This window comes from Methylobacterium symbioticum (assembly GCF_902141845.1).
Taxonomy (GTDB): Bacteria; Pseudomonadota; Alphaproteobacteria; order Rhizobiales; family Beijerinckiaceae; genus Methylobacterium; species Methylobacterium symbioticum.
In genome coordinates this window covers 1-12,830 of record NZ_CABFPH010000035.1, presented here as the reverse complement: position 1 = coordinate 12,830, position 12,830 = coordinate 1, and the positions used below count along the sequence as shown (strand labels likewise).

Annotated in this window: 15 protein-coding genes; 12 read left to right on the top strand and 3 right to left on the bottom strand. The window is 72.1% G+C overall.

Features of this window, described 5'->3' with window-relative positions; translation table 11 throughout:
- Positions 1-45: 45 nt before the first annotated feature.
- From MET9862_RS13600 to MET9862_RS13560, 9 genes are all read left to right on the top strand, one after another.
- Entirely contained in the window at positions 46-1,251 is a 1,206-nt protein-coding gene (locus MET9862_RS13600) for an ABC transporter substrate-binding protein (RefSeq protein WP_142583499.1), read from the top strand.
- A 118-nt stretch (positions 1,252-1,369) separates the two neighbouring features.
- Positions 1,370-2,224 (top strand): branched-chain amino acid ABC transporter permease, encoded by an 855-nt coding sequence (locus MET9862_RS13595; RefSeq protein WP_142583498.1) that lies wholly within the window; start codon positions 1,370-1,372, stop codon positions 2,222-2,224.
- Between the two features lie 11 nt (positions 2,225-2,235).
- A complete protein-coding gene (locus MET9862_RS13590) occupies positions 2,236-3,213 on the top strand; it encodes a branched-chain amino acid ABC transporter permease (RefSeq protein ID WP_142583497.1) in 978 nt (325 codons plus the stop codon).
- Positions 3,210-4,019 (top strand): ABC transporter ATP-binding protein, encoded by an 810-nt coding sequence (locus tag MET9862_RS13585; protein WP_142583496.1) that lies wholly within the window; start codon positions 3,210-3,212, stop codon positions 4,017-4,019. Before MET9862_RS13590 ends, MET9862_RS13585 begins: the two co-directional genes overlap by 4 nt.
- The gene (locus tag MET9862_RS13580) at positions 4,016-4,729 is read left to right on the top strand and encodes an ABC transporter ATP-binding protein (RefSeq protein ID WP_142583495.1); all 714 of its coding nucleotides are present in this window, start codon (positions 4,016-4,018) and stop codon (positions 4,727-4,729) included. Before MET9862_RS13585 ends, MET9862_RS13580 begins: the two co-directional genes overlap by 4 nt.
- A 34-nt stretch (positions 4,730-4,763) precedes the next feature.
- On the top strand, positions 4,764-6,251 hold the full coding sequence (locus MET9862_RS13575; RefSeq protein WP_142583494.1) for a M81 family metallopeptidase: 1,488 nt from the start codon (positions 4,764-4,766) through the stop codon (positions 6,249-6,251).
- 32 nt (positions 6,252-6,283) lie between these two features.
- Positions 6,284-7,051 carry a FadR/GntR family transcriptional regulator gene (locus MET9862_RS13570; protein ID WP_142583493.1) on the top strand — a complete coding sequence of 256 codons (768 nt, stop codon included), beginning with the start codon at positions 6,284-6,286 and terminating at the stop codon, positions 7,049-7,051.
- 118 nt (positions 7,052-7,169) lie between these two features.
- Positions 7,170-7,352, top strand: a complete 183-nt coding sequence (locus tag MET9862_RS13565; RefSeq protein ID WP_142583492.1) for a hypothetical protein — start codon at positions 7,170-7,172, stop codon at positions 7,350-7,352.
- Between the two features lie 4 nt (positions 7,353-7,356).
- Positions 7,357-7,644: a hypothetical protein gene (locus MET9862_RS13560; RefSeq protein WP_142583491.1), complete on the top strand. Its 288-nt coding sequence runs from the start codon at positions 7,357-7,359 to the stop codon at positions 7,642-7,644.
- 127 nt (positions 7,645-7,771) lie between these two features.
- Here MET9862_RS13560 and MET9862_RS13555 read toward each other — a convergent pair whose 3' ends face one another.
- The 3 genes from MET9862_RS13555 to MET9862_RS13545 all read right to left on the bottom strand — a co-directional run bounded on the left by MET9862_RS13555 (position 7,772) and on the right by MET9862_RS13545 (position 10,462).
- Complete coding sequence (locus tag MET9862_RS13555; protein ID WP_142583490.1) at positions 7,772-8,530, bottom strand: ABC transporter ATP-binding protein; 759 nt, start codon at positions 8,528-8,530, stop codon at positions 7,772-7,774.
- Position 8,531: 1 nt separating this feature from the next.
- On the bottom strand, positions 8,532-9,284 hold the full coding sequence (locus MET9862_RS13550; RefSeq protein WP_142583489.1) for an ABC transporter permease: 753 nt from the start codon (positions 9,282-9,284) through the stop codon (positions 8,532-8,534).
- Between the two features lie 164 nt (positions 9,285-9,448).
- The gene (locus MET9862_RS13545; RefSeq protein WP_142583488.1) at positions 9,449-10,462 is read right to left on the bottom strand and encodes an ABC transporter substrate-binding protein; all 1,014 of its coding nucleotides are present in this window, start codon (positions 10,460-10,462) and stop codon (positions 9,449-9,451) included.
- 245 nt (positions 10,463-10,707) lie between these two features.
- Here MET9862_RS13545 and MET9862_RS29360 point away from each other — a divergent pair, with 245 nt between their 5' ends.
- From MET9862_RS29360 to MET9862_RS13535, 3 genes are all read left to right on the top strand, one after another.
- The gene (locus MET9862_RS29360; RefSeq protein WP_185156864.1) at positions 10,708-10,869 is read left to right on the top strand and encodes a hypothetical protein; all 162 of its coding nucleotides are present in this window, start codon (positions 10,708-10,710) and stop codon (positions 10,867-10,869) included.
- Between the two features lie 223 nt (positions 10,870-11,092).
- Entirely contained in the window at positions 11,093-11,596 is a 504-nt protein-coding gene (locus tag MET9862_RS13540) for a YciE/YciF ferroxidase family protein (protein ID WP_142583513.1), read from the top strand.
- A 277-nt stretch (positions 11,597-11,873) separates the two neighbouring features.
- Positions 11,874-12,830 (top strand): lytic murein transglycosylase (locus MET9862_RS13535; protein ID WP_142583487.1); only part of this gene is annotated, 957 nt, incomplete at its 3' end.

The window sequence follows — 12,830 nt, the reverse complement described above, 5'->3', positions numbered from 1 at the left end:
TATAGATCGGATAGATACCTCGATCCTCGCCGCTGCGGAGGCCTCATGCTCAACCGTCGTGCATTCCTCACCCAGACTGCCCTCGCCGCCGCCACGCTCGGCGCGCCGCCCCTGCTGCGCGGTGCCGCGGCCGCGGAGGGCAATCTGGTCGTCGGGGCGCCCCTGCCGATGTCGGGAGCCTTCGCGGCGAACGGGAAGTTCGCGGCGCTCGGCGCGGCCCTGGCCGCCGAGGAGGCCGGCACGGTGCTCGGCCGGAAGGTCGTGGCGCGCGACCTCGACACCGAGGGCAAGCCGGCGACGGCGGCGCGCCGGGTGCAGGAGGCGATGGCCGAGGGCACGCGGCTCTTCGCGGGCGGCATCCTCTCCTCCGAGGCGCTGGTGATGGGCAAGGAGGTGATGAATGGCGGCGGCGTCTTCTTCACCACCGCGGGCGCCGACGAGATTACCGGCAAGGAGTGCAACCGCGGCACCTTCCGCTGGAGCGTGCCCACCTATGGGGCGATCGCCCAGACCGTGCGCCCGCTGATCGCGCAGATGCCGCAGGCCAAGCGCTGGTACACGATCACGCCGCAATACGTGTTCGGCGAGGGGCTCCTGAGCGCGGCCAAGGCGGTCTTCCAGGAGAAGGGCATCGAGCATGTGGGCAACAGCTACCACTCGCTCGCCGAGAAGGAGTTCAGCGGCTACCTGACCAACGCCATCGCGGCCAAGCCCGACGTGCTGCTGATCCTGAGCTTCGGCTCGCAATCCTCCGACACCCTGCGTCAGGCGGTGAGCTTCGGGCTGAAGAAGCGCATGACCATCGTGCTCGCCTGGGCGTCGGGCCTGGAGCAGTTCGAGGCGCTCGGCCCCGACCTCTGCGAGGGCATCTATTTCGGCGCCCAGTACTGGCACGGCGTCGACACGCCGCTGAACACGGCGCTGGTGGCCAAGGTGCGCGAGACGCGCAAGTTCAGCCCGAACTACTCCTTCGCCGGCTCCTACCTGCTCAGCAAGCTCCTGCTCGACGCCGCCGCCAAGGCCGGCTCGACCGAGGGGCCGGCGGTGACCAAGGCCCTCGAAGGCCTGACCTATGCCGGCCTCACCGGCGAGGAGCAGATCCGCGCCGCGGACCATCAGGTGATCAAGGATTACTACCTGCTCAAGGGCAAGCCCAAGGCGAAGATGGCCGACAAGGACGATTTCGTCGACATCGTCAGCTCCGGCAAGTCGTTCCTCTCGCCCGAAGCGGCCGAGTGCAAGATGACCTGAGCCGCCGGGCGAGACCGTTGGACCCCGTCCCCCGCCTCGTCCCGAGACGCCGCGCCGCGGCCGCGACGGACGAGGCCGCGGACGGATCGGCCGTTCAGACAGGCTCCCAGAGGCCCGCGTGACCTACCTGTTCCAGATCCTCAACGGCATCGGCCTGGGGATGCTCTACTTCCTGCTCGCGGTGGGATTGAGCGTCATCTTCGGGCTGTTGCAGTTCGTGAACTTCGCGCACGGGGCGTTCTACATGCTCGGCGCCTATCTCGCCTACGCGATGGTCGAGCGCGGGGTGAGCTTCTGGCTCGCCCTGCCGCTGGCCGGCCTCGCCGTGGCGGTGCTCGCCGCCGTGACCGAGGCGGTGCTGCTGCGGCGGGTCTACAAGCAGGCGCACACCTTCCACATCCTCGCCACGGTGGGCCTCGCCCTGGTGGTGCAGGAGATCGTGATCATCGTCTGGGGGCCGATCGGCGGCAATCTCGCGCCGCCCGAGGGCCTGTCCGGAATCGTCATCCTCGGCGACTTCGTCTACCCCGAGTACCGGCTCTTCGTGATCGCCTTCACGGCGGTGCTGGCCGGCGCCCTGTGGTGGCTGCTTGAGGGCACGCGGCTCGGCGCGATCGTCCGCGCCGGCTCGGAATCGGCCGAGGACATGGCGCTGCTCGGCTACGACACGCGGCGCATCAACACGGCGGTGTTCGGGCTCGGTGCCGGGCTCGCCGGGCTCGCGGGGGCGCTCGCGGCGCCGATCCGCGGCGTCGATCCGTTCATGAGCGTCGAGGCGCTGAGCGTCGCCTTCGTGGTCGTGGTGATCGGCGGCATGGGCAGCTACGCCGGGGCGCTGGCGGCGGGGCTCGCGGTCGGCATCGCCCAGAGCCTGATGGCGACGCTCTGGCCCGAGGGCGCCCGGCTGATGATCTATCTCGGCATGGCTGCGATCATCGTGATGATGCCGCGCGGCCTGTTCGGACGCGCGTGAGGGAGCCCGCGATGACCCGCCTCCTCGAGCGTCCCCTCGTCCATTTCGCCCTCGCCGCGATCACCGTGCTCGTGCTGCCGCTCGTCCTGCGCTCGGGCACGCTCGCCAGCGAGATCCTGATCTACGGGCTCGCCGCCGCGGCCTGCAACCTGCTGCTCGGCTATACCGGCCTGCTCTCCTTCGGGCAGGGCATCTTCTTCGGGCTCGGCAGCTACGTCTCCGGCCTCCTCCTGCTGCGCGCCGGCTGGCCGGCCCCGGTGATGCTGCCGGCCGTCGCCCTCGTCGGCGCCGCCACCGCCACCGCGGTCGGCTGGCTCTCGATCCGGCGGCAGGGCGTCTACTTCGTGATGCTGACGCTCGCCTTCTCGCAGCTGTTCTACTTCCTGGCCTACACGTTCAGCGACCTGACCGGGGGCGACAACGGCCTGCTCAACGTGCCGCGCCCGCGGCTCGGCGGCCGGGCGCTCGCCGATCCCTGGTCCTACTACGCCTATGTCGCCGTGCTCTTCCTCGCACTCTTCGCCGTGCTCCAGCGCGTGGCCCTCTCGACCTTCGGCCGCACGCTGCTCGCGATCCGCGACAACGAGGCCCGGGCCAGCGCCATCGGCTTCCCGGTGCGCGCCTTCAAGGTCGCAGCCTTCGCGATCTCGGGGGCTGTGACGGCGCTGGCGGGCGCGCTGCACGCCATGCTGATCGGCGTCGCGCCGCTCTCGAACATCGAGTACCACACCAGCGAGACGCTGCTGATCATGACGATCATCGGCGGGGGTGCGAACCTGTTCGCCTCGGTGCTCGGCGCCGCCTTCTATCTCGTCGCCGGCGACCTGCTCTCGGCGATCTGGCCGCGCTGGCTCCTGCTGCTCGGCGCCCTCCTCATCGCCATCGCCCTGTTCATGCAGCGCGGCCTCTGGGGCCTGGTCGAGCGGGCCGCCGCGCTCGTGACGCGCGCCCCCGCCGAGGGCGCCGTGCCGGAGGAGAGCCGCCCGTGACCGCCGCCTCCCCCACCCATGCCCCCGCCTCTGCGGGCGCCTTCGAGCCCGCCCTCGCCGCCGAGGGACTCGGGGTCCGCTACGGCAGCTTCGTCGCGCTCAAGGACGTGACCCTGCGCGTGCGCGCCAACAGCGTCCACGCGATCATCGGCCCGAACGGGGCGGGCAAGACCACCCTGTTCCACGCGCTGACCGGCCGCATCCGCACGGCGGGCGGCCGCATCACCCTGGGCGGCCGGGACATCACCCGCACCCGCGACGACGACCGGGTGCGGCTCGGCCTCGCCCGCTCGTTCCAGGTCACCAGCCTGTTCGCGACGCTCAGCGTGCGCGAGAACCTGCGGCTGGCGGCCCAGGGGCGCACGCCCTGGGCCGCCCTCGCCCCCTGGCGCCGGGTGCCCGAGCACGACGCGGCCCAGGACACCGTGCGGGCGCTGCTGCAGCGCCTCGACCTCGGCCCCGTCGCCGGCCGGGCGGCGGGCGAGCTCTCGCACGGGCAGCAGCGGCGCCTCGAGGTCGGCATGGCGATGGCGGCCCGGCCGAAGGTGATCCTCCTCGACGAGCCCACCTCGGGGATGGGCACCGACGATATCGGGGCGATGACCGACCTGATCCGCGACCTCGGCCGCGACCACACGGTGCTGTTCATCGAGCACAACATGGGCATCGTCATGAACATCAGCGACACCGTCACGGTGATGCGCGCCGGCCAGGTGCTGGTCGAGGGCCGGCCGGCGGCGGTGCGGGACGATCCGGAGGTGCGCCGCGCCTATCTCGGCAACATGATCACGGGGGACCTGCGATGAGCGCGGGGACGGCGCTGCGTCTCGACGACGTCCACGGCTATTACGGCAAGAGCCACATCCTCCAGGGCGTGAGCCTGGAGGTGCGCGCCGGCGAGATCGTCTGCCTGCTCGGCCGCAACGGCGCGGGCAAGACCTCGACGCTGCGCAGCATCAGCGGCCTGCTGCCGCCGCGCAGGGGCCGGGTGACCTTCGGCGGCGCCGAGATCGCGGGCTGGGCGCCCCACCGCATCGCGAGGGCCGGCCTCTGCCTCGTGCCCGAGGACCGCGGCATCTTCGGCCTGCTCACCGTCGAGGAGAACCTGAGGATCGCGGTGCGCAAGGGCTCGCCCTGGGCGATCCGCGACGTCTACCGGATCTTCCCGCGGCTGGAGGAGCGGCGCCGCAACGGCGGCGCGCAGCTGTCGGGCGGCGAGCAGCAGATGCTCTCCATCGCCCGCGCCCTGCTCAACGGCCCGAAGCTCCTGATGCTCGACGAGCCGGTCGAGGGCCTCGCGCCGGTCATCGTCGAGGAGATCGTCGCGCAGATCCGCCTGATCCGGGACGCGGGGGTGCCGATCCTGCTCGTCGAGCAGAACCTCGCCGTCTGCACCAGCCTCGCCGACCGCCACTACATCCTCGAACTCGGCCGGATCGCCTACCACGCCGACGCGGCGGAGTTCGCGCGCGACGAGGCGGCCCGCGACCGATTCCTCGGCGTGAAGGCCCATTGAGCTCACCTGAATCCTCCCGCGTCCGAAGGCCGCCATGCGCATCGTCACCGCCCGCCTCAACCACGAGACGAACACCTTCTCGCCGCTTGCCACGCCGCTCGCGGCCTTCCATCCCGTCTGGGGCGAGGCGGCCCGCGCGGCCGGCACCGGCAGCGCCACGGCGCTCGGCGCCTTCCTGGCCTTCGCGGAGAGCCGTGGCGCGGAGGTCGCCGTGCCGGTGATGGCCCATGCCAATCCGAGCGGCCCCGTCGCGGACGAAGCCTTCGAGGCCCTGTCGGCCGCGATCCTCGCCGCCGTGTCCGAGGGCTGCGAGGCCATCCTGCTCGACCTGCACGGTGCGATGGTGACCGAGAGCCACGACGACGGCGAGGGCGAGCTCCTCGCCCGCATCCGGGCCATCGCCCCGCAGGTGCCCCTCGGCGTCGCCCTCGATCTCCACGCCAACGTCACCGCGCGCATGGTCGCCCATGCCGACGTCATCGTCGGCTTCAAGACCTACCCGCACGTGGACATGGCCGAGACCGGCGCGCATGTCGCCCGCCTCGTCGGCCGCATGCTGGATGACGGCCTGCGCCCGCACCAGGCCTGGTGCCACCCGCCCCTGCTCGCCCACACCCTCCGGATGGACACCCGCGTGCCCGGCGCCATGGCCGATTTCATCGCACAGACCCGGGCCATGGAGGCGCGGCCGGGCATCCTCGCCGCCACCTTGTTCGGCGGCTTCAGCCTCGCCGACCTCGCCGAGACCGGCGTGTCCTTCGTGGTCGCGGCCGAGAGCGCCGAGCAGGCGCGGGCCGCCGCGGACGAGCTCGGCGAAGCGATCTGGGCGCGTCGGGCGGAGTTCGTCTACGACGAGGCGCCGCTCGCGGACTCGATCGCGCGGGCGCGGGAGGCGGCGGCGGGACGCGGCCAGGGGCCCGTCCTGCTGCTCGACCACGGCGACAACTGCATGTCCGGCGGCACCTGCGACGTGATGGACGTACTCGCCGCCTGCCTGGAGGCCGGCCTCGACGGCCTCGTCGCCGGGCCGATCTGCGATCCCGAGGCCGTGGCCGCCCTCTACGCGGCCGGGGCGGGCGCCGCGGCGGAGATCCACCTCGGCAACAGGATCGCGCTGCCGGGCTTCCCGCCCCAGGCCCCCCTCGCGCTGGCGGGTCGGGTCGCGGCGCTCGGCGATGGCAGCTACGTCGTCAGCGGCCCGACCTATACCGGCCAGCGCTTCTCGATGGGTCGCGCCGCCGTCCTCGAGACCGGTCGCGCCCGGGTGCTGGTGACGGAGGAGCCGCACGAGCCCTGGGACCTCGCGATCTTCACCGGGGTCGGCATCGATCCGCGGGAGGCCCGCTTCCTGATCCTGAAGTCGCGCATGTATTGCCGCCCGGTCTTCGAGCCGATCGCGCGGGCGGTGGTGGAATGCGCCAGCGCCGGCGTGACCAGCTCCGATTACGGGCTGTTCCCCTTCGCCAAGCTCGCCCGCCCGACCTACCCGATCGACCGCGCGGTCGCGTGGCCGGCCTCATGACGGGTCCGGTGACAGGCCCCGGAACAGACGCGATGAGCGAGGCGGAGGCGAGCGCCTCCGCGCCCCTGCGGCGGATCAAGCTCTCGGACCAGATCGCCGAGGATCTCTGCCGCCGCATCGCCCGTGAGCGGATGGAGCCCGGACAGCGCCTGCCGAACGAGCAGACGCTGATGCAGCAGTACGGCTGCGCCAAGGGTACGATCCGGGAGGCGCTGAAAGCCCTGGAGGTGCAGGGGCTGGTGGCGATGCGGTCGGGTCCGAATGGCGGGGCCGAGATCCGGCCCGTCTCGATCGACGCGGCCGCGCAGCAATTGCGGCGCTTCCTGCATTTCCGCCGGCTCGATTTCGCGCAGGTCTACGCCGTGCGCCGGGAGCTCGAGGTCGCCCTCGGCCTCGCGGTGGTGGGCCGCCTCGATGCCGAGGCCCTGCGGGGGCTGGAGGAGAACATCCTGGCCTGCGAGGCGGCCTTCGCCGGCGGCGAGCACGCCCGCGGCCGCAGCCTCGAGCTGACCTTCCACGATCTGCTCTGCGATGCAAGCGACAACGCCCTCCTCGGCTTCATGTGCCGCTTCATCAACAGCCTGCTGCGCGACCTCGTCGAGTTCCAGGGCGGCAGCGCGACGGAGTACGCGGCCTTCGGCGCGCACAACCTCGAGAGCCACCGCCAGCTGGTCTCGGCCTTCCGGGCGGAGGATGCCGAGGCGGTCGGCCGGGTCATGCGCGAGCACATGTGCTGCGCCGAGCACTACATGCGCCGTCTCGACGCCTCGTTCCGCAGCGACATGCTCAGCGGCCGGTGAAGGCCCGGGCGAGGGACGGGCGCATCGGCCGATACGGGGATCCGGGCTTCCGCCGCCGGGGAGCGGTTGGCGGGCCGACGCGTTGGGGCAGCGTAGCCGCTCGAACCCCCGACCCGCCATGCGCAACCTCATCCTCCTGCTCGTGCTCCTCGGGGCCGGCTTCATCCTCGTCGGCATCTACGTGGCGCCGGGCCAGCCGGCCCTGCGGGCCTGGTACCGCGACACGGCCTGCGTGCATCTCGACAAGATCAGCCCGGAGATCTGCGCGCCGATCCGCCGGGCCGAGGCCGAGCGCGGCTGAGCCGGTGGAGGGCCTCCGGCGCGCCCTGGACTGGAGCTTCCGCAGCCGCGTCGACGGGCGGATCACGATCGGGCAATGGCCGAACCTGCCGCTCTGGCTGTTCCTCGGCCTCGCCGCCGCGGGCCGGATCCTCGCGCCCGCGGGCGGTGCCGGCACGGCACTGCGCGTCGCCGCCGACCTCGCCTTCGCGTGGTGGGCCCTCGACGAGGTGCTGCGCGGGGTCAATCCCTGGCGGCGGTTCCTCGGCGCCGCCGCGCTCGCGGGCTACGCGCTCCTGCGCCTCCGGGCGTGACAGGTCCGGGTGTCGAGAAGGGTCACCCCTCTCGCGGGTCCAGGGCGGAGCCCTGGGGCATGCAGGTCAGGGCTTCGCCCCGACACCCGACCAACGGGATGATCCCTTTGGAATCCCGGACCGAGAGCTACAGCTCGGCCGAGCGGCGGGAGAGCTCGGCGCGCAATTGCCGGGCGATGTCCTGGAGGGCCGCGTCCCGGCGCGGGCGCGGGCGGGGCAGGTCGATCCGCACCTCGGCGGCGATCCGGCCCGGGGGGCCGGCGATCACCACGACGCGGTCGGCGATGGTGACCGCCTCGTCGATGTCGTGGGTGACGAACAGCACCGTCTTGCCGGTCTCCGCGGTGATGCGCTGCAACTCGTCCTGCAGGCCCTCGCGGGTGAAGCTGTCGAGCGCCGAGAACGGCTCGTCCATCAGGAGCACGTCCGGCTCGACGGCGAGCGCCCGGGCGATCGCCACGCGCTGGCGCTGGCCGCCGGAAAGCTGGTGCGGCCAGCGCCCGGCGAGATCGGCGAGACCGACCAGCGCCAGCATGGCCCGCGCCCGCTCCCGCCGCGCCGCCCGCGTCAGGCCGGAGCCTTCGAGGCCGAAGGCCACGTTGTCGATGACCCGGCGCCAGGGCAGCAGGCGCGCGTCCTGGAACACCATCGCCATCGGCGTGCGGCACTCGGGCCGCGCATGGATCGCGACGCGGCCGTCGCTCGGGCGGCTCAGGCCCATCAGGACGCGCAGCAGCGTCGACTTGCCGACGCCGGACTCGCCGACGATGACCAGCACCTCGCCGCGGGCGACCGCGAGGTCGAGGGATTCCAGCACCACGTTGCGGCTCTCGCCCGCGCCGTAGGCGAGGCTGAGGCCGCGGATGTCGATGATCGGATCCGGCATGTCAGGCCCGCCAGCGCAGGAGCCAGCCCTGAAGGGCGACGAAGGCGGAATCGAACAGGCCGTAGAGGCCGGCCATGGTCAGCATGTAGACGACGACGATGTCGGTGGAGAGGAGCGAGGAGGCCTGCATCATGCGCTGGCCGACGCCGGGCACGCCGAAGATCTCGGCCGCCACCACCGCCATCCAGGCCTGGCCGAGCGCCGTGCGCAGGCCCACCAAAATGCCCGGGGTCGCGGCCGGCAGCAGGATCTTGACGAGCCGCTGCAGGGGGCCGCGGAAGCCGAAGGCCTGCGCGACCTCGACCAGGTCGCGGTCGACGCCGCGCACCGCGCCTTGCGTCGCGAAGAACACGATCCAGAACACCCCGACCGCGATGATGAACACGGCGGCCGAGGGCTCAACGCCGAACCAGATGATCGCGAAGGGCACCCAGGCGAGGCCCGGGATCGGGCGCAGCAGCCGCACCACCCAGGCGGTGAAGGCCTCGAAGCCGCGCGACATGCCGCTGACGAGGCCGAGCGCGATGCCGGCGCCCGCGCCCGCCGCGAGGCCGGCGACGTAGTGGCTGAGGCTCGACAGCACCGCCTCCGGCCAGACGCCGAGCTCGATCTCGCGCAGGAAGGCGGGGGGAATCGTGCTCGGCGGCGGCAGGAAGGCCGGGTTGACGAGGCCGAGCCGGGGCACGGCCTCCCACAGGGCCAGGAAGGCGAGAAGCCCGGCCGCGGCAAGCGCCGTGCTGCGGATCAGCCGCATCGCCCTAGCGCCGGTTCTTCACGTGAGAGACCGGCTCCAAGCCGTTGACGAACGTCATCTTTACCCTGTTCTTCACGTGCGGGCGGCCTCAGAGCATCGTCCGCGGGAGCGGTCGCCGGTTCCGCGAAAGACAATGCGGCGCCATCAAACAGATGGACCATGCTCTAGCGCTTCGCGGCTTTCTCGTAGAAGCTCGGCACGAACAGGCCGTCGATCGGCACCGCCTTGTCCAGCGTGCCGATGCTGACCTGATAGTCCTGCATCTGCTTGGTCGCCTCCACGATGACGCGCGGGTCGGCGGTGAACTTGGCGGCCGGCGAGGTCAGCGCCTTGCGGATGGTGGCGAGGTCCGTGATGCCCTTGCCGAGCGCCTGCTCGACCGCCGGGGCGGCCTTGTCGGGGTCGGTCTTGAGGGTCTCGGTCGCCTTCACCAGGGCGTCCACGAGGCCCTGGACCGCGTCCGGGTTCTTGTCGGCGAAGGCGCCCGAGACCGCCACCACCGTGCCCGGCTGGTCGGGGAACATCTCGGCGCCGGTGGCGAGGAGCTTGATCGCCGGGTTGCGGGTCTGGACGATGGTCAGCGCCGGCTCGCGGATCGAGGCGCCGTCGACGGCGCCGGCCAGCAGCGCCTGCTGCGTGGCGTCGATGCCCATCGGCACGATCTGCGCGTCCGCCTTGTCGGCCTTGGCGACGGTCCAGAGCCAGTGCTGCAGCGTGGTGTTCGGCACCGAGCCCGGCGGCTGCGTCGCGAGGCGGGCGGCGCGGCCCTCCTTCGCCTTGAACTGGCGGAACGCCTCGGCCTTGTCGCCCGTTGCGGCGAAGTAGGGCGCGAGCTTGGGGCCCGCGACGAACACCATCTCCTCGACCGCCGTGGCGGCGACCACGCGCACGTCGATGTTCTTGGTGCGCGCCACCGCCAGCGGCGCGATGCCGGCCACGTAGACGTCGATGGTGCCCGAGGCCAGCGCCTGGATCATGTTCGGGCCGGACTCGAAGGTGGTGAAGGCCGGGGCCAGGCCCGCCTGTTTCAGGCCGCCTTCCCCGTTCGCCACGAAGATCGGCGCCGCCCCGATGACCGGGATCACCCCGATGCGGACGGGGACCTGCTGGGCGAGGGCCGCGCCGGCCGTGAACGTGGCCGCGACGAGCGTGGCGAGGGCGGTGAGCGCCGTGCGCATGGGCAGATCCGGTCTAGGAGGACGGAGCCGCTCCCATGCCACAGGCGGCGGGCCGTGCAAACCTCGCCCTCGCGCTGCGGCCGCCCGCGCGGCCGCGCCCGTCATCGCAGGTCGAGGCTGCCGCGAGCCGGTTCACACCTGCGTCAGCGGGAGGCTTCGGGCGCGGGCTCGGGTCTGTTCGGCCTTCCGGGGCGGGGCGATGCTCAATAGAGCGAGCGCCCCGATCCCCGGTTCGAAGGAGCGCAATGGTCTCGCTGGTCAGTCTCAGCTGCCTCGTCTGCGGCGTCGCGCTCGCGGTCCTGTCCCTGCACCGGCCCGAGCAGGCCGTCAGTTTGGAGCGCTGGAGCGGCATCTGCCTCGTCGCGGGGCTCGGGCTGCTCGGCTTCGCCCTGCGCGGCGGGCGGTAGCGGGCGTCTCGCCGCATGCCGCCCGGCCCCGGCGCCGAAAGGCTCGATGTATACCTATGTTATTCTTTGAAATGGCGGAGCTTTACTGAAGTTTCGTTGAGAAGATCTTGGTATATCGCCGGAACCGCGAAGGTCGGGTCGGGATTCTCCTCACGGATACGAAACAATGCGGGCCGTGCCGCAGGGCCGGGCCGCTCACGCTCATGGACCGGAGGAGGACGCGATGGGCCTGTTCACGCGAGACATCAAGACGCTCGACGACCTGTTCGTGCACACCCTGCAGGACGTCTACTACGCCGAGAACCAGATCACGAAGGCGCTGCCGAAGATGATCGCCAAGGCGACCGATCCGCAGCTCAAGCAGGGCTTCGAGACGCATCTGCGTGAGACCGAGGGCCAGATCAAGCGCCTGGAGCAGATCTTCCAGATGCATGGCCACCAGCCCAAGGCCGTGGATTGCCCGGCCATCGACGGCATCATCAAGGAGACGAACGAGACCGCGGGCGAGGTGGCCGACAAGGACGTGCTCGACGCCGCCCTCATCGCCGCCGCGCAGGCGGTGGAGCATTACGAGATCACCCGCTACGGCTCGCTGATCGCCTGGGCGAAGCGCCTCGGCCGCGACGATTGCGCGGGCGTGCTGCAGCAGACCCTCGACGAGGAGAAGGCGACGGACAAGCGGCTCACCGACATGGCGGAGGCCCAGGTCAACCGGAAGGCGGCCTGACATGGAGGCCGCCATGGCCGACGACCGGCGGGACACGCCCCCGAAGCCGCCTCAGGGCCCCGCCACGGGCGCGGACCGGCCGCGCCCCGAGCCGCAGCCGGGCCCGCACTCCCCGGCTCCGCCGACCGACAAGCCCCACGACGGCGCACGGACGGGCACCTGATCCCGGGATCCTCCAGGGCTCCGCCCTGGACCCGCCCAAGGGATGATCCCTTTGGAAACCCGGACTCGAGCCGCGTGCTATAGGCCCCGCATCGTGGGTGAGGCGGGGACGGCCATGCGCGGCACACGGGCTCTTCTGATCGGCGCGGCGCTCGTCGCGGCGTCGTCGGCGCAAGCCGCGGGTCAGCCCTTCGGCCTCTGCCTGCTCGACATCGCGGATTCCGCGCAGGCCCGCGGCGTTCCGCAGCCGCTCATCGGCGCGCAACTCCTCGGTCTCGCGCCCGATACCCAGGTGCTCGCCGCCACGCAGAACCAGGCCGAATTCGTCCGCCCGGTCTGGGCCTATCTCGACGCGGGCGCCGGCGAGGCGCGGGTCGCGGAGGGGCGCCGACGGCTGGAGGCGCTGGCGCCCCTGCTCGACGGGATCGAGGCCCGCTACGGCGTCGACCGCTTCACCCTGGTGGCCTTCTGGGGCGTCGAGTCGAGCTACGGTGCCGTCCTCGACGATTCCAGCGTCGTGCGCCCGGCGCTCCGCGCGCTCGCGACGCTCGCCTGCGGCGATCCGGGCCGCGCCGCCTATTGGCGGGACGAGACGATCGCCGCCCTGCAGATCCTCGCCCGCGGCGAGGTCGCACCTGAACGGCTCACCGGCTCCTGGGCCGGGGCGCTCGGCCACACCCAGTTCATGCCGAGCGTCTTCCTCGCCTACGCCGTGGACGGGGACGGCGACGGCCGGCGCGACCTCTGGTCGGCGGCGGACGCGCTCGCCTCGACGGCGAACTACCTCGCCGCGATGGGCTGGCGGCGCGGCGAGCGCTGGGGGGCGGAGGCCCGGCTGCCCGAGGGATTCGACATCGGGCTCGCCGACGAGACCACCGAGCGCAGCCTCGCCGAATGGGCAGCGCTCGGGGTGCGGCCGATGCGCGCGGCGCCCGGCCCGGACGCGGCGCGGGCGAGCCTGCTGCTGCCGGCCGGGGCCCGCGGGCCGGCCTTCCTGATCCTGCCGAACTTCCGGGTCATCCTGCGCTACAACACGGCGTTGGCCTATGCGCTCACGGTGGGGCATCTCTCC